Source organism: Ruegeria sp. CG11, from assembly GCF_056537245.1.
This window is the reverse complement of the sequence record NZ_JBQFRE010000001.1, coordinates 450,116-464,652: the sequence shown is the minus strand read 5'-3', so window position 1 is coordinate 464,652 and position 14,537 is coordinate 450,116. Positions and strand designations below refer to the sequence as shown.

At 59.6% G+C, this 14,537-nt stretch carries 13 protein-coding genes; 4 read left to right on the top strand and 9 right to left on the bottom strand.

The window, feature by feature from the left end:
- Positions 1-73 precede the first annotated feature (73 nt).
- The 4 genes from ACR0KW_RS02300 to ACR0KW_RS02285 are packed head-to-tail and all read left to right on the top strand — an operon-like array spanning position 74 to position 2,993.
- Entirely contained in the window at positions 74-259 is a 186-nt protein-coding gene (locus ACR0KW_RS02300) for a hypothetical protein (protein WP_480803555.1), read from the top strand.
- Positions 259-1,770: a CHAD domain-containing protein gene (locus ACR0KW_RS02295; protein WP_480803554.1), complete on the top strand. Its 1,512-nt coding sequence runs from the start codon at positions 259-261 to the stop codon at positions 1,768-1,770. Before ACR0KW_RS02300 ends, ACR0KW_RS02295 begins: the two co-directional genes overlap by 1 nt.
- Positions 1,771-1,773: 3 nt before the next feature.
- The gene (locus tag ACR0KW_RS02290; RefSeq protein WP_480803553.1) at positions 1,774-2,529 is read left to right on the top strand and encodes a ParA family protein; all 756 of its coding nucleotides are present in this window, start codon (positions 1,774-1,776) and stop codon (positions 2,527-2,529) included.
- Complete coding sequence (locus ACR0KW_RS02285) at positions 2,526-2,993, top strand: CYTH domain-containing protein (RefSeq protein WP_480803552.1); 468 nt, start codon at positions 2,526-2,528, stop codon at positions 2,991-2,993. Before ACR0KW_RS02290 ends, ACR0KW_RS02285 begins: the two co-directional genes overlap by 4 nt.
- On the opposite strand, the gene ACR0KW_RS02280 is transcribed toward ACR0KW_RS02285, so the two are convergent.
- The 9 genes from ACR0KW_RS02280 to ACR0KW_RS02240 all read right to left on the bottom strand — a co-directional run bounded on the left by ACR0KW_RS02280 (position 2,990) and on the right by ACR0KW_RS02240 (position 14,530).
- Positions 2,990-4,360: a sensor histidine kinase gene (locus ACR0KW_RS02280; RefSeq protein WP_480803551.1), complete on the bottom strand. Its 1,371-nt coding sequence runs from the start codon at positions 4,358-4,360 to the stop codon at positions 2,990-2,992. The two genes, ACR0KW_RS02285 and ACR0KW_RS02280, sit on opposite strands and share 4 nt — an antisense overlap.
- On the bottom strand, positions 4,353-5,033 hold the full coding sequence (locus ACR0KW_RS02275) for a response regulator transcription factor (RefSeq protein ID WP_170324671.1): 681 nt from the start codon (positions 5,031-5,033) through the stop codon (positions 4,353-4,355). The genes ACR0KW_RS02280 and ACR0KW_RS02275 overlap by 8 nt, the downstream gene beginning before the upstream one ends.
- Positions 5,034-5,215: 182 nt before the next feature.
- Positions 5,216-6,646, bottom strand: a complete 1,431-nt coding sequence (locus ACR0KW_RS02270) for a Do family serine endopeptidase (protein ID WP_480803550.1) — start codon at positions 6,644-6,646, stop codon at positions 5,216-5,218.
- Positions 6,647-7,399: 753 nt separating this feature from the next.
- On the bottom strand, positions 7,400-7,999 hold the full coding sequence (locus ACR0KW_RS02265) for a nucleotidyltransferase family protein (RefSeq protein ID WP_480804186.1): 600 nt from the start codon (positions 7,997-7,999) through the stop codon (positions 7,400-7,402).
- Between the two features lie 31 nt (positions 8,000-8,030).
- Entirely contained in the window at positions 8,031-10,448 is a 2,418-nt protein-coding gene (locus ACR0KW_RS02260) for a GcvT family protein (RefSeq protein ID WP_480803549.1), read from the bottom strand.
- A gap of 92 nt (positions 10,449-10,540) precedes the next feature.
- Positions 10,541-11,848, bottom strand: coding sequence for an HlyC/CorC family transporter (locus tag ACR0KW_RS02255; RefSeq protein WP_480803548.1), 1,308 nt, complete (start codon positions 11,846-11,848; stop codon positions 10,541-10,543).
- A 63-nt stretch (positions 11,849-11,911) separates the two neighbouring features.
- Positions 11,912-12,865, bottom strand: a complete 954-nt coding sequence (locus ACR0KW_RS02250) for a tyrosine recombinase (RefSeq protein WP_480803547.1) — start codon at positions 12,863-12,865, stop codon at positions 11,912-11,914.
- 2 nt (positions 12,866-12,867) lie between these two features.
- The gene (locus ACR0KW_RS02245) at positions 12,868-14,391 is read right to left on the bottom strand and encodes a hypothetical protein (RefSeq protein ID WP_480803546.1); all 1,524 of its coding nucleotides are present in this window, start codon (positions 14,389-14,391) and stop codon (positions 12,868-12,870) included.
- A complete protein-coding gene (locus ACR0KW_RS02240) occupies positions 14,381-14,530 on the bottom strand; it encodes a hypothetical protein (RefSeq protein WP_170324678.1) in 150 nt (49 codons plus the stop codon). Before ACR0KW_RS02240 ends, ACR0KW_RS02245 begins: the two co-directional genes overlap by 11 nt.
- Positions 14,531-14,537: the final 7 nt, after the last annotated feature.

Sequence of the window (14,537 nt, the reverse complement as noted above, 5' to 3'; positions counted from 1 at the left end):
GTTTGTGCAACATCGGACTTGCCAGATAGGCTGCCCTGCGATTTCATGACGTTATGCTGTCAAGAGGTTGGCCATGTCAAAGAACACGGAAGCCGGCGAAACGCCTGACAAGAGCAAAAAGAACACTTCTATTGGGTTGGACGGCAAGACGTTGATAGCCCTCAAGATCCGGGCAATCGAAGAGGGGGTAAGCGTCCGGAAGATCATCGAGTCTTTGGTGAATGACTATCTGGATACGCCGAAAAAGGGTCATTCGTGATGGGGCAGGCAAGCGGGTTTTTCATCGTTCCGGGCAAATTCGATCTGGCGGGGTTTGCCGACGCGCTCAAGGGGCTGACGCCCGAATTCGAGATACCAGCAGCCGCGCGACCGTTTGACCTGCTGGACTGTCATGATCAGTCGCTGCGGTCAGAAGGGCAGTTGCTGATTGAGGCCGACGGCGCATTGCAATTGCTGCAGGCCGACGGCGATTTTCTGGGTCAGGCCTGTAGCGGCAAAAGAAAGTTCGTTCAGGACCTGCCGGACGGCCCTGTGAAAACGGCGGTGACGGGGTTCCCCAAACTGCGCGCGTTGATGAGCATAGGCTCGGGCCTGATCGAAACCGGCAGTTTTGCTGTGTTGGATGACCTGCAAAAGACGCAGGTCCGGGGCAGCGTTGTGACATTATCCACAGAGGAGGGGCAGGCGACCCTTCTGAACGTGCAGCCGATGCGCGGCTATGACCGTGCCTTTCACGCTGTCTGCACGGCGCTGAAGACCATGGCGGCCTCGGGGTTTGAGGCGGTGTTTGCAAGCCTTTTTCCTGGCGCCACCCCCTATAACGCAAAGCCCGATGTTACTTTGGGCACACAGGAGCCGTCCATCGAGGTGGCAGCGGATATCATTCGCACCTATCTGGCCGTCGCGCGCCAGAACGAGGCAGGCGTGATCGCCGATATCGACACCGAGTTCCTGCACGACTACCGCGTCTCGCTGCGCAGGGTCCGGTCGGTGCTGAGCCTGTTCAAAGGTGTATTCTCACCGGAACAGACCAACGCGCTGAAACGCGAATTCTCGGATCTGATGGCCCCGACTGGGCGAGTGCGGGATTTGGATGTCTACCTTCTGGAAAAAGACATTTACTTCAATCTGATACCGCCCAACCTTCATTCAGGTGCCGAGGCCATGTTCGCCCAATTCGCCAAGGAGCGCACCCGCGCTCTGACCGCGCTGACCCGGCGCCTTCGCAGCGCGGCCTACGGCAAGAAGATGGATGAATTGGCGGCTTTATTCGCCGACTTGAAAGGGTTGGAACCTGGTCCAAATGCGGATCGCGGGGCCTATAGCTATGCCTGTGCGCTAATCTGGAAACGGTATCGCAAGGTGTGCAAGCTGGCCCGCAGCATCACAGCGGAAACACCGGATGAGATCGTGCATGACCTGCGGATCGACTGCAAGAAACTGCGCTATTTGATGGAGTTTTTCGGCCCTCTGTTCGACAAGGGTGATTTCAAAACACTCATCAAGCCGTTGAAAAGGCTTCAGGATAACCTGGGCCTCTTCAATGACTACTCGGTCCAGCAAGAGGCGTTGTTGGAGTTCGTGGCATCCCAAAACAACGCGCAAGGTCGGGCAAATGCGCAACTCGCCATGTCTGTCGGCGGGTTGATCGCTGTGCTCGACCAGCGCCAAAAGGCAGAACGCGACCGCGTGATCGCCAATTTCCAGCATTTCGACAGCCCGGACATCCAGAACCTGTTCCGAACCCTGTTTCACCACAAGGAGGATTGAGGAGTGAAGATCATTGCCTGCTACAGCAACAAGGGCGGAGTGGGGAAAACCGCGACCTCGGTGAATCTAGCTTACGCCTATGCGCAAGCGGGGTACACGGTGCTTCTGTGCGATCTCGATCCGCAGGGGGCGTCGGGGTTCTATTTCCGGGTGAAGCCGTCGAAAAAACTGACGGATGCGCGGTTCTTCGAAGATGTTGAACGGTTCACCAAGTCGATCCGGGCCAGTGATTTTGACGGGCTGGACGTATTGCCGGCCAACCTGACGTTTCGTGATTTCGACGTCTTCCTCTCGCGGATGAGGAACAAACGGTCGCGCCTGAAAAAGGCCTTGGTCACCGCGGGCAGTGATTATGATGTGATCATTCTGGATTGCCCGCCAAACTTTTCGACCCTGTCCGAGAATATCTTCAAAGCCGCCGATCAGATTCTCGTACCTGTTATCCCGACGACTTTGTCGGAACGGACGCTTGAACAGCTGGTGAATTTCTTCGACGATCACAAGCTGCCAAAGAAGAAACTCAAGGCGTTCTTTTCGATGGTGCAGCGGCGCAAAACCCTGCATCTGGAGTCGATGGAGAAGATGCGCAAAGTGTACAAAAAACGGTTCCTGCACGCCGAGATTCCCTTTGCTGCGGATATCGAACGCATGGGCCAGAACCGCGCCCCGGTCAGCATCTACGCCGGGCGCAGCGCCGCAAATGTCGCCTATCAGGCGCTGTTCGATGAATTGGAAAACGGAGTGATTTCAACCAAATGAGCACCGAAATTGAACGCAAGTTTCTGGTCGCGGACCTGCCAGACCTGAGCGGCGCGAAAAAGGCCGTTGTGCGTCAGGGCTATCTGACCGCACCTGACGACTCCACTGAACTGCGTCTGCGTCAGAAAAACGACAGGTACTTTCTGACCCTCAAGGGAGAAGGCGCTTTGGCTCGGGTTGAGCGCGAGGCTGAAATCTCGGCGGAACAGTTCGATACCTTCTGGCCCGAGACGGACGGGCGCCGGGTGGAAAAGGAACGCTTTACCGGGCAGTTGCCGGATGGCCGGGTGTTCGAGCTGGACGTGTTTCTGGGAGATCTGGCGCCGCTACGTCTGGTCGAGGTTGAGTTTCAGACTGAGGCCGAAGCCGAAGACTATACCCCACCCGAGTGGTTCGGTGCAGATGTGACTGCGGACAAACGCTATAAAAACAAGACGATGGCGATCAAAGGTATTCCGGTTTAGGGCTTGCGCGCCAGCTTGATCACCACCTCAAGTCCCGGATCGCAATTATGCGCTTCAAACGTGCCGCCGTGCATTCGGGATATCGCGGCAACCAGGGCCAATCCCAGCCCGGCATTGCGCTCGGTCCGGGCTGGGTCGAGCGTGACAAACGGCATCTGCAGGCGCGGCAGGTCCTCTTGCGGTACGCCGGGGCCCCGGTCGCGGACGCTGAGACAGACATAGGGGCCGTCCTCGGACAGGTTGACCGTGACCGTCGTATCCTGCGGGGCATAGCGCATTGCGTTTTCCAGCAGGTTCGACAGTGCCTGAGACAACAGCGGCCGGTGCCCGGGGATTGACCCAGCGCTGCCCGTGACCTCAAGCTGGATACCCTGGTCATCGGCAACAGGGTCGTACAACTCGGCCACATCTGCCACCAGTTGTTGCAGGTCGACCGGTTCGAACTGTTCCCGACCGACACCGGCCTCGGCGCGTGAGATTTCGGTCAGTTGTCCCAACACGCGCAGTACGTGGTCGATTTCAGTGCTGGCCCGCGCAACGTCGATCTCACGCTCCTGATCCGTCTTGCCCGGGTTAGACAACGCCTCGACCCTCTGTTTCAACCGCGACAGGGGCGAGCGCAGGTCATGCGCGATGGAATTCGATGTGGTGCGCAGATTGCTGACCAGTTCTTCGATCTTGTCCAGCATGGTGTTGAGTGTACCGGCCACCTGATCGAACTCATCGCCGGTGCCACGTAGGGGCATTCGGCGGGACAAGTCGCCCGAGACGATATTTTCGGCGGTGCTGGCGATATCGGACAGGCGGGAAAAGACCAGACGGGTGAACAGCCAGCCAGTCAACACGCTCAGCGCCAGCGCAATCGCCAGCGCGATGCCAACCGAGCGCAGCAGAACCCGGTCAAACTGTTGCCGCGCCAGCGCGTCGCGCCCGACCAGCAGGCGTTCGCCGCCGGGCAGGCGGACCGAGGCTGCCGAGATGGGCACCAACTGGTCATTATCGGCGCGGTGCAGCTCAAGATCGACCCAACCGCTGCCCGCCGTGATCCCTTCGGGCCATTGTTTGAGGTTGCCTGCCAGCTTGGCACCGAACCGATCCGTCAGAAGATACAGAGCATCCCGTTCCGAGGCGGTCGGAATGCGCCGTTCAATCGCGGTCATCAATCCGATCAGGCCGCGGCGTTCATATTCATCCGCCAGCCCGGTCAGTTCCGCCGACACGACCGAACGGGTCTCGCCCTCAATACTGCGGTTGGCAGTGACATAGACCAATGCCAGCACGGTGGCCGTCAGCAAAGTGCTGAGAACCATGCTGGCCAGTACAAGGCGTGTGCGTGAATTGTTGAAGGAAAGCCTTATGTTATCCATCAGATATCATGTAGCCCGCACCCCGGACGGTTTCGATCAACGGCGGCTCACCACCTTCGTCCAGCTGACGCCGCAGCTTTGAGATATGGACGTCGACCACATTGGTATTCGGGTCGAAATGATAATCCCAAACGCCTTCCAGCAGCATGGTACGCGACACCACGCGGTTCTTCCGACGCAGGAAGAACTCAAGGATCTGAAACTCGCGCGGGGTCAGGGTGATCTCGCGCCCGTTGCGGGTGACCTTGCGGGTCAACAAGTCCATCTCAAGGTCACGGCAGGTCAGGGTGGGGCTTTCCTCGGCCTCTTGCGGGCGACGCAGAAGGGCTTCGATCCGGGCGTGCAGTTCCTGGAACGAGAACGGCTTGACCAGATAGTCATCGGCCCCAGCCCGCAGCCCTTTGACACGCTCGTCCACGGCGCTCATCGCGGTCAGCATAAGAACCGGGGTTTTCACGCCAGCCGCGCGCATCGACTTGATCAGGGACAGCCCATCCAGCCCCGGCAGCATCCGGTCCAGAACCACGGCGTCAAATCCGCCGTCCGTGGCATGGTACAGGCCCTCGCGACCGTCCTCGGCTGCTTCGACGACATACCCTTCTTCACCAAATCCTTTGGCGATGAAATCTCTGGTGTCTGCGTCATCTTCGACGACCAACAGGCGACGGCTCATGATCCGAATTCCTTTCTACTGGAAGTAAAGCATAGTTTTCGGGCAAAGCACATGGTTTTGCTAAGTAATCTGCCGGGTGCGGTATTTCGCACCCGGCAGTCCCGGCGGTTTGCGGACAATTCAAACCCGCCAGGGAGGCGCCCGCCATATTTCCCCATCACGTGGCGCGCGCTGGTGTCAGATCAGGCGATTTCCACCGCTACGAAGATCTGGTTTCCGCCGCGATTGATCAGCACAAGCGCGGGATCGGTCTTTTCGCTGTCCAGCGCGGCTTTCAATGCGTCCGGTGTCGCGGTTTCCAGACCGCCCAGTTTCACGATCACATCGCCACGCTGCAGACCGGCCTTGGCGGCAGGGCTGTCCGGTTTCAGGTCGGTGACGACCACACCGGCGACATTTTCACCCACACCCATCTCGGCGCGGTTGGTGTCGGTCAGCGGGGCTACGGTCACGCCCAATGCGGTGCCCGAGATTGTTTCGTCCATGGACTTGTCGATCTCGGCCGAGGCGCTTTGATGCTGGCCGATGGTCAGTTCGATCTGCTGTTCCGTGCCATCGCGCAGAACGGTCAGAACGCTGTCGGTGCCCACCTTGGTGGTGCCGACAAGGATCGGCAGATCGCTGCTGGAGTCGACGGCCTCCTCGTTGAAGGTCAGGATGACATCACCCTGCTTCAGCACGCCATCCGCCGGGCTGCCATCAACGACATCTGCGACAAGTGCGCCATGCGAGGCATCGATGCCCATGGCCGCAGCGATCTCGGGGCTGACATTCTGGATCGACACGCCCAGCCAGCCGCGGCTGACCTGACCGTCATCGCGCAGATCGGCGGCAATGTGTTCCACGATGTTCGATGTCACCGCAAAGCCCAGACCCACGGACCCGCCGGTAGGGGAGTAGATGGCCGAGTTCACGCCAACCACTTCGCCTTGCATGTTGAACAGCGGACCGCCCGAGTTGCCTTTGTTAATGGCCGCATCGGTCTGAATGAATTCGGCATAGGGCCCGGCCGAGATGTTGCGGCCCTTGGCCGAAACGATCCCGGTGGTCACGGTCGAATGCAGCCCGAACGGGTTGCCGATGGCCACGACGTCCTCACCTACGCGGATCACGTCGCTGTCGCCCAGATTGACGGCCTGCAGAGTCTCATCCGCTTCGATCTTAAGGACCGCGATATCGGTCAGCGGGTCGGTGCCGATGACTTCAGCGTCATAGGAACGGTCATCGGACATGCGCACTGTCACGGATTCAGCATTGTCGACGACATGGTGATTGGTGACGATGTATCCGGCCTCATCCAGAACAAATCCAGACCCCAGCCCCTGTGCTGGCCCGCGCTGTGGTGCGTTAAAGCCTTCGGGTGCGCCAAAGCGTTTGAAGAACTCCTCAAACGAGTGCTGGTCACGGTTGAAGTTCTGCGCAGGAACCGGTGCTGCTCCCTGTTCCGCGATGATGGTGACGACCGAAGGCGATACGTTTTCGACCAGATCGGCCAAAGCTTCGTCGGCCATCGAGGGTAGGGCGGTGGTTGTCAGCATGGCGGCGCTCAGCGCGCCGGCGCCAACCCAACTGGCTGTCCCGGGCAAAAGAAGAGAGGTTTTGCGGATGCTCATTTTTATCTCCTGTTTATATCACGCGGTTGCGGCCGCGCGTTGGAACAGGAGATGCGCGCTTTGTCTGAGTGTTTCCTGAGCGAAATGTTAAGAAATCTTAATTTTGCCACAAACAGACGGTTCTATGCCGCCGAGTCGAAGGCGGAGATCGGAGGATTTGTGCGAATCACCGTGTACGAATCGGTGGATTGTTGCCGGTTTGGATGCCAAGGGGCAAAAAGGGTTGAATTGAATCAATTTCGTTAACAAAGCAGCTGCCAAATTTTTCCATTTTTCGGCGATCGCCCTTGAGTTGTGTTCATGCTTGGACATTGACGAATCTCGTAGATGCAATTGAGCGCAAAAACGACAGATATCTTCTTAGGTTTGTGCTTAATGGCGGTTGATGGGGCATGAGGCGGAATTCCAGCTCTTCTTAAGGTTGAATTTCATCTTGGCAATGTTGCGCAAAAACCATCCCGAAAGATGCAAAATTAACCGTTCTTTCCAATTTTACGTTGTTTGATCGCATCGGATCGGTGACGATGAAAAAGCCCAAGCGAGGGGGAGCCAGTGGCACTAGGGGGTGCCTAAGGCTTGTCACAGTCACTGGAAACGCTGAGCGGCATGTTAACGAGGGGGTCTTGTTTAGGTTCGGCGGCGGAATAGCCAGGATGCCATTAGGCATTATTGGCCGCGTTTCCGGGATTGATGAAAAGTGGTAGTCCTGTTTTGGGTACCGGCCCGGTCGAATTCGACCGGGCCGCGTTAGTTTCAGGTACCGCGATTGGCGCGCCACATTGCCCAATCCTCGGGTGTGTCCAGATCCAGCATGGCATTTTGACCGGGTAGGGTGTGCAGATGTACTTTGTCGGCATTGGCGCGGACGACGGACTGCGCGCCTTCATCACCTGACAACCCGCTAAGATGCTCAAACAGGCTGCGATCAAACACGACAGGATGGCCCGGTTTGCCATTGGCCGTTGCGCCGCGCCAGATCAACTTGTCCGGGTGGGATCGAACCGAACCAAGCACGGCTGTCAAATCCTCGGTGGTGATGTCTGGCAAATCCGCAAGCAAGACCATCGCAGCGCGTGCATCGCCTGATACATGTTCAAGCGCTCCGCGCAGACTGGCATTCATGCCTTCATGGGCATCCCGGATATCGACCCGCTGCAGGTCCAACCCGTCCAACGCGTCATGCCGTGGGTGCGGGGCTGGGGGCAACGCGACAATCACCGGGGCCGCACGCAGGGCGATCAGGGCCGAGCGACGCAGCAATGGCACGCCGTCCACGATCTGTAACAGTTTGTCCGTGCCGCCCATGCGGCTGGATTGCCCGGCGGCCAGCAATAGAATGGGTATGTCGGTCATGCCGCCACCATGCCGCCGGATCCGTGCGGTGTCATCCCCGCATTCGCGTTCCGTCCGCATCGAACAGAGGCCTTGAGATCACCTTGGCTTTACGCAATTTGCCGAGGATTTCGATTTCGACCTCCAAACCGTCCGTCGCCCGATCCGTCGGCAGAAACCCGAGTGCAATCGACTTTTGGGCATAATGCGAGTACCCGCCTGACGTGCAGAATCCCACGACTTTGCCGTCCAGCCAGATCGGCTCATACGCGTTCACGTCGGCGTCGTCGGCTATGACCTCTAAGGCCACAAGTTTGCGTGCCGTTCCTTGGGTCCGGTCCTGTTCAGCTGCGGCCCGGCCGATGAACTCTGTGGGTTTCGAGAACGCAATAAACCGATCCAGTCCCGTTTCGGCAGCGGTGTAATCGGGAGAGAATTCCCTCATCCATGAGCCAAAGAACTTGTCCAGGCGCAGGCTCATCATCGCGCGCATTCCAAAGGGTACCATGCCGTGCGGTTGACCGGCCTGCCACAGTGTCCACCAGAGCTGCCTCTGCGCCATCGGATCGCAATAAATCTCGTACCCCAGATCGCCGGTATAGCTGACGCGTTGCACGATGCAGTCGGTCATACCAACCGTCATGTGCCGTACGTCGAGGAACCGCAGGTCCGAGATGTCGTCGCGGGTACAGGCGGACAACACGTCAGAGGCCTTCGGACCGGCGATCTGAAACCCGTTTAGACGGTCGCTGATGTTTTCGATGGTCACGCCGTCTTGTTGGTGCTGCAGGAACCACCGCATGTGGAACGCCTGCGCGCCGTAGGAGGCCGTTAGTTGGAATTCAGTCTCACTCAGGCAGGAGACGGTGAAATCTCCGATCAGCTTGCCCTTGGGGGATAGCATCGGTGTCAGGGACACCCGACCCGGCTGCGGAATCCGTCCGGCCATGAGCCGGTCCAGCCAGGCGCGAGCCGCGGGGCCAGTGATGCGGTATTTGCCGAAGTTGTGAACCTCGTTTATGCCGACACCTGTGCGAACTGCCCGCACTTCACGCCCCGTTGCGTCGAACGCGTCCGAGCGACGGAATGAGGGTGTTTCGTAACCGGGTTCGCCGTCTTGGGCGAAATAGTTTGGCACTTCCAGCCCATATTGCTGACCCCAGACCGCGCCCAGATCGCTGAAGATGTAGTACATCGGGGTCGTGCGGTTGGGACGCGCGGCGGGCAGTTCCTCGTTGGGGTAGGCGACGCTGAACCGCTTCTGATAGTTTTCGATCACCTTCGGGCGAGTATAGCCGGGGCTGATCCAGTCGCCGAACCGGGCAACGTCCATGGCGAACACATCGCGTTCGGGTTCGCCCTCGATCATCCATTGCGCCAGCGTTAAGCCCACACCACCGCCTTGGCTAAACCCGGCCATCACACCACAGGCAGACCAATAGTTCCGCATCCCCGGAACCGGCCCGACCAACGGGTTGCCGTCAGGTGCAAAAGTGAACGGCCCGTGGATCACCGATTTCACCCCGGCCTCGGCCAGAACGGGGAAGCGTTTATAGGCGAACTCGATACTGTCAGTGATCTTGTCGTAGTCGTCTGGCAGCAGCTCGTGCCCGAACTCCCACGGAGTGCCGTCCACCGCCCAAGGCTTACAGGGCTGTTCATAGAACCCAATGCACAGACCGCGACCTTCCTGCCGCAGATAGCTTTCCCCGGCGGGGTCCATCACATGCGGGTGTTCGCCACCAGCGTCGATGATCGCCTCGATCTGGGGGATCGAGTCCGTGACTAGATATTGATGCTCCATCGGGTGCAGCGGGAAATAGACGCCCGCCATGGCGCCGACCTCACGTGCCCAGAGCCCCCCCGCGTTGACCACATGTTCGGCGTGTATGGTGCCCTTATCAGTTACCACGTCCCAGGTGCCACCGGGGCGCTGATTGGTTTCACGTACCATACAATGGGTTTCGATGGTTGCCCCGCCCATTCGAGCCGCCTTGGCATAGGCGTGGGTGGTGCCCGACGGATCAAGGTGCCCATCCAGCGGATCATAGAGCGCGCCAATGATGCCGTCAGTATTAGTAATCGGGGCGATCTTCTTAATCTCTTCCGGTCCGACGATCTCGGTCTCCAGCCCCATGAACCGGTGCTTGGCACGTTCGGCCAACAGCATGTCGAACCGGTCCTGATTGTCGGCCAGAGTTACCCCACCTACATGGTGCAGGCCGCAGGACATGCCGGTGATCTCTTCCAGTTCTTTATACAGGCGGATGGTATAGCCCTGCAGCGCAGCCATATTGGTGTCACCGTTCAGGGTGTGGAACCCTCCGGCTGCGTGCCACGTAGACCCGCTGGTCAGCTCCGACCGTTCCAGCAGCATAACATCGGACCAACCCAGCTTTGTCAGGTGATAGAGTACCGAACACCCGACAACGCCGCCTCCGATGACGGCTACCTGAGTTGTGGTCTTCATGTTCCTGCCTCCCATACATTTTGGTCAAAGACTGCAGGCGCGCGGCAGAGTGGGCTGTTCCGTTCACGACATCGCTTGTCGCTGAACGGGGATCAGAGCGGGCGGATTTTCAGCTCTGTTATCCGGTTGCCTTCGCGTGCAGTGACTTCGAAGCGAAACCCGTGGAACGAGAACACCTGACCGGTCACCGGGATCATCTGCGCCTCGTGAATGACGAGGCCAGCGATCGTATTGGCCTCTTCATCCGGCAGCGACCAGTCCATCGCCCGGTTGGCATCGCGGATGGTCATCGCACCCTCGACAAGGAATTGTCCGTCGTCGGTGCGGGTCACGGGGACGTCTTCTTCGATGTCGAACTCGTCGGCGATTTCGCCCACGATTTCCTCGAGAATGTCCTCCAGCGTGATCAGGCCGCGCAGCGAGCCATATTCATCCACCACCAGCGCAAAGTGGCTGTGCATCCGCAGGAACTCTCGCATCTGATCGTCCAGCGTGGTGGTTTCGGGCACGAAATAAGGGTCGTTCGCCACCTTCGAGATGTCGAAGGATTTCAACCGGTCGCTGTCTTCCTCGCTGGCGCCCGCATGTGCGTACATCGCGCGGAACAGGTCCTTGGCGTGCACCACGCCCACGATGTTCTCCTGCTCATCCCGGAACACGGGCAGTCGAGTGTGCGGGCTTTTCAGACATTGCTGCAGAATGGCCTCGGGCGCGTCGTCGGCATCGATCATCTCGATATTCGAGCGGTGCAGCATGATTTCTTCGACCGTGCGGTCGCCCAGATCAAGGGCGCCCAGAATACGGTCGCGGTCTTCCTTTTCGACCACACCTTCCGAGTGGCCCAGATGCAGCGCACCGGCGATCTCCTCGCGTACGGCAAGGATGTTGCTGTCGGGGTCGATCTGCACGCCGAACAGGCGCAACACGCCGCGTACCAGCAAACGCACGGCAGCAACCATGGGTGAGAACACGGTGACAACCACGCTGATGATCGGCGCCACAAGGGCGGCAGCTTTTTCCGCGTTGGTGATGGCGTAGGTTTTGGGCAGGACCTCGGCAAAGATCAGAACCAGCAGCGTCATCACCAGTGTTGCCAGCGCCACGCCGCTTTCGCCGAACAGCCGCGTGAACAGCGCGGTCGCCAACGAGGCCGCGAGGATGTTCACCAGGTTGTTGCCCAGCAGGACCGAACCGATCAGCCGTTCGTTGTCATCGGTGATATCCAGCGCCTTTTGCGCCCCGCGCGAGCCTTTATCGGCCTGCGCCCGCAACTTGCCGCGCGATGAGGCGGTCAATGCCGTTTCAGAACCCGAGAAAAAGCCCGACAGGACAAGCAAAAGCAGAATGGCGCCTGTGGTAAACCAGAATGCGCCGTCGATCAGAGAAGAAGAGGGTTCCATCGGTCCTTGGTTATTGGTGTTGCTGCATCCGTTATGGGGGCGCGTCCCCTGCGGATCAAGGGGTTAGCCCTTGTCTTCGGGGTCTTTGGCCAGCGGGTGGTGCTCTAACACCAGTTCGGCCAGACGTTCGTCCAGAACATGAGTATAGATTTCGGTGGTCGCCACATCGGCATGGCCCAGCAGCGTTTGGATCGACCGCAGGTCGGCTCCGTTGGCTAGCAGGTGCGTGGCGAAAGCATGGCGCAGCGTGTGCGGCGTGACCTTTTCCGAGGAAACGCCGCCCTGAACCGCCAGTTCCTTGACCAGCAGAAAAAACATGTGGCGCGTCAGGTGCCCGGATTTCCCACGAGACGGAAACAGGAACCTGGATCGCTGTCCTCCGTCTGCGACCACTTGATCCTCGGCCTCATCCCGGACGATCAACCACGCGGCCAGCGCCTCTCGGGCAGGAGGGGAGAGCGGCACCATGCGTTCCTTGCCGCCCTTGCCCAGAACCAGAAGCATTCGGGGATCGCCGCGCGCGGATGAAACCGGCAGCGAAACCAGCTCGGTCACGCGCATACCGGTGGCGTAGAGCACCTCCATCAGGCAGGTGTTGCGCACCCGGTCGCCCTTGGTGCGTCCGGTCTGACGTGCGGCCTGCAGCAGCCGGTCGACCTCGGGCACGTCCAGAGTTTTGGGCAGGCGCTTCTGCCGTCCGGGGCCTTTGATCTGAATGGCAGGGTTGGTGTCGCGCCAGCCTTCTTCAAACGCGAAACGATAGATCTGCTTGATTGCCGACAACCGCCGCGCACGGGTCGATTGCGCCAGCCCCTGCGCGTCACAGTCGATCAGATAGTCTTCGATCCGATCTCGCTCGGCCTCGGCGAACCCGATTTTTCGGCGTTCCAACCAAGCGGCAAAATCCTTCAGGTCACGCCCATAGGCCAGCAGAGTGTTGTTGGCCGCCCCAAGCTCGGCGGCTTGCGCCTGCAGGAAGGTGGAGATCCACAGATCCGAGGTTGCCGGGGCCACCATGGTCAGGTGTCCTGCAAGATCAGAAGGTTCAAGGCGGCGCGACGGGCGGTGTCCTCAAGGCCTACACGGCGCAGGGTTGCAACGGCGGCAGTCAGATCGACAAGGTTGCCACGCGCACCGTGTGCAAACAGTTCCATCGTTTCCAGAATAGCCTCGCCCAGCTGACCGTTAGTTAGCATCGCATCAATGTCTGAAGGCACTGGCGCGGCCCAGGCAAATCCTTCAGCCACCGCATCAGCCCAAGGTGACGGGCTGCGCGTCCTCCCCGGATCGCCCTGCGCGAGTGCGGCCAGGAACTGAGTCTCTACCGAGTCATCGGGTGGCGACAGGGCGGCGGTTTCATAAAGTTCGGATAACAGCAGAATCCGCCACCGCAGGTTTTCGGCGGCCGTATCGGGCAGGGTCATCTGCGATAGTCGATCGGCGAACAGTTCCGCAAAAGGAACCTCCAGCCCGACGCTGCGCATTTGTTCCCAGACTTTGGGCAACGCTTTGGCAACTGCGCCGGGTTTGCCGCTTTCCAGTGCGCTTTCGAACTTTTGCACCGCCGCGACCCGGTCCCAAACCGCGCCAGAGGCTGCGGGAGAGCGTTCGGTATACAGGCCGAGCAATTGGTTGGGGGTCAACGCACCAATCCGCGTCAGGCGCTCGGCAGCCTCGATCTGTGCCTTCCATCCGGCAACGTCTCGCAGGTCAGCATTTGCGAATGCGCGCGGCAGCGGGGTCGAGGGCAACCTTTCGCCAATGGCCTCGAACAGGCGAAAGCTCAGCGGGTCGGGGTTGTCGGGCTGCGGCAGATACTCTGCTTCTTCATAAAGCTCGGGGCTGAGGAACCGGTCCAGCACATCCAGATCCTCGGGCGGCAGAACCTGCAGTGCATGGGCGGCCTCAAGCGTCAGCGCAGCCGAGCTCCAGTCTCCCCGACGGGCCTTGCAGAAGATTTGCGCGGCATAGTCCAGAGACAGATGTGGATGTGCGATTAGCGAGGTACAGCTGCGATCCTCGTCTCCGGTCAGAAGCGTCGCATCGAACCAGCGCTGAAACCGCTCGCGGCTATCGGTGGGGCCGGCCAGCTGCACCAGCGATTGCACCGGATCGGCAGCCCCCAGTTGCATCAGACGGTCGAGCCGTGCCAGTAGCAATGTCTCTTGCGCATTCGGCCCGGCAGGAGCGCGGGCTTCGGTCAGCAGCAGGGTGAACAACAGGCGCTGCATCGCCGGGTTGTACTTGACCGGCACGCGGGCGATCAGTTGCGCCAGACGGTCGGGGTCGCTGTTCTGCCACAGGTCCACTGGCAGCCCGGTCACAGAGGATGACACCAACCCCAGCGGCGGTGACAGTGCCTCAAGCGGTGTGACCTCGACATCCGGCTGAACACCGGTCTGCGTCACGGGCGGTTCCAGCAACACAGTCCCCGGCAGGTTCTCTGGCGGGTCGCTTAGCCATTCTATGACGGAAAGAGGTTCCTGCTGTGCCTGCGCCGAACCGGCCAGAAACAGCGCAACCACGGCGGCCTTATTCGACATTCAGGATTACCGGCTCTCGTATCTCTTCTTGCGGCGCCGAAAAGTCGACGCCGAAGAACGGGCCCAGATAGGCGTATGCCACCAGCCCGATGAAACCCAGGCAAATCAGATATAACAGGAACTTGATCAGACGGCCCATTGCTCAA

What these genes read in the sequence shown, in the direction of transcription:
- ACR0KW_RS02300 (WP_480803555.1), top strand. Translation starts at nt 74, where the DNA reads ATGTCAAAGAACACGGAAGCCGGCGAAACGCCTGACAAGAGCAAAAAG.
- ACR0KW_RS02295 (WP_480803554.1), top strand. Translation starts at nt 259, where the DNA reads ATGGGGCAGGCAAGCGGGTTTTTCATCGTTCCGGGCAAATTCGATCTG.
- ACR0KW_RS02285 (WP_480803552.1), top strand. Translation starts at nt 2,526, where the DNA reads ATGAGCACCGAAATTGAACGCAAGTTTCTGGTCGCGGACCTGCCAGAC.
- ACR0KW_RS02280 (WP_480803551.1), bottom strand. Translation starts at nt 4,360, where the DNA reads ATGGATAACATAAGGCTTTCCTTCAACAATTCACGCACACGCCTTGTA.
- ACR0KW_RS02275 (WP_170324671.1), bottom strand. Translation starts at nt 5,033, where the DNA reads ATGAGCCGTCGCCTGTTGGTCGTCGAAGATGACGCAGACACCAGAGAT.
- ACR0KW_RS02270 (WP_480803550.1), bottom strand. Translation starts at nt 6,646, where the DNA reads ATGAGCATCCGCAAAACCTCTCTTCTTTTGCCCGGGACAGCCAGTTGG.
- ACR0KW_RS02265 (WP_480804186.1), bottom strand. Translation starts at nt 7,999, where the DNA reads ATGACCGACATACCCATTCTATTGCTGGCCGCCGGGCAATCCAGCCGC.
- ACR0KW_RS02260 (WP_480803549.1), bottom strand. Translation starts at nt 10,448, where the DNA reads ATGAAGACCACAACTCAGGTAGCCGTCATCGGAGGCGGCGTTGTCGGG.
- ACR0KW_RS02255 (WP_480803548.1), bottom strand. Translation starts at nt 11,848, where the DNA reads ATGGAACCCTCTTCTTCTCTGATCGACGGCGCATTCTGGTTTACCACA.
- ACR0KW_RS02250 (WP_480803547.1), bottom strand. Translation starts at nt 12,865, where the DNA reads ATGGTGGCCCCGGCAACCTCGGATCTGTGGATCTCCACCTTCCTGCAG.
- ACR0KW_RS02245 (WP_480803546.1), bottom strand. Translation starts at nt 14,391, where the DNA reads ATGTCGAATAAGGCCGCCGTGGTTGCGCTGTTTCTGGCCGGTTCGGCG.
- ACR0KW_RS02240 (WP_170324678.1), bottom strand. Translation starts at nt 14,530, where the DNA reads ATGGGCCGTCTGATCAAGTTCCTGTTATATCTGATTTGCCTGGGTTTC.